Below are 1,056 nucleotides of genomic sequence, written 5' to 3' on the forward strand. Positions count from 1 at the left end.
TGTCAAGCCCCGGGTTTGATGGAGAGTTGGTTAGCTGGTTTTCAGGGGTGCGGTGACCGGTTGGGTCATCGCGTGTAGCGCTTCGTACTCGGCGGGCGGGACGTGTCCGAGTTCGCCGTGGAGCCGCCGGTTGTTGTACCAGTCGATGTACTCGACGGTGGCCATCTCCAGGTCGTCGAGGCCGCGCCACGGACCGGTGTTGCGGACGAGTTCGGCCTTGTACAGGGAGTTGAACGCCTCGGCCATGGCGTTGTCGTACGAGTCCCCTTTGGATCCGACGGAGGTGACGGCGCCGGCCTCGGCGAGCCGCTGGGTGTAGCGGATCGCTCGATACTGGACTCCCCGGTCGGAGTGATGGACGAGTCCGCCCAGGTCGGCGCCCTGGTTCTCGCGGCGCCAGATCGCCATCTTCAGCGCGTCGAGCGCCAAATCCGTGTACAGCGACGTGGAGACCTGCCAGCCGACGATCATCCGGGAGTACACGTCGAGGACGAACGCGGCGTACACCCAGCCCACGCTGGTGCGCACGTAGGTCAGGTCGGCGACCCACAGCTGGTTCGGCCGTATCGCGGTGAAGTCACGGTTGACCAGGTCAGCGGGCCTGCTGGTCTCGGCGGCCGGTCGGGTCGTGCGCGGTGACCTGTCGCGTAGCAGCCCACGGAGTCCGGACTCGCGCATCAGCCGCTCGACGGTGCACCGGGCCACGTCGACGCCTTGGCGGTGCAGCTCGTGCCAGATCTTGCGGGCCCCGTAGACGCCGTAGTTGGCCTTGTGGACCTGGGCGATCATCGCGGTCAGCTCCTCATCGCGCCTCGATCGGGCCGAGGCGGGGCGGGCCTTGGCGGCGTAGTAGGTCGACGGTGCGATCCCGGCGGGCGTGTCTTCAAGCGCCCGCAGGACCGACTGGACACCGTGTTCGGCCTTCTGCGAGTCGACGAACGCGACCCTCATCTCGACGGCCGGTCCAGCTCGGCCGCGAAGAAACTCGCCGCGGACTTCAGGATCTGGTTCGCCCGCCGCAGCTCACGGACCTCCCGTTCCAACGCGGCGAGGCGT

Annotated in this window: 1 protein-coding gene; it reads right to left on the minus strand. The window is 67.7% G+C overall.

Annotated features, from left to right (window positions below; translation table 11 throughout):
- Nucleotides 1-30 precede the first annotated feature (30 nt).
- Nucleotides 31-951, minus strand: coding sequence for an IS3 family transposase (locus ACFHW1_RS28760; RefSeq protein WP_416616720.1), 921 nt, complete (start codon nucleotides 949-951; stop codon nucleotides 31-33).
- Nucleotides 952-1,056 lie beyond the last annotated feature (105 nt).

This window comes from Micromonospora sp. LOL_014, from assembly GCF_048060245.1.
Lineage (GTDB): Bacteria > Actinomycetota > Actinomycetes > Mycobacteriales > Micromonosporaceae > Micromonospora_E.

Excerpts from the sequence above, each read along its gene's own strand:
- ACFHW1_RS28760 (WP_416616720.1), bottom strand. The coding sequence starts at position 951 with ATGAGGGTCGCGTTCGTCGACTCGCAGAAGGCCGAACACGGTGTCCAG.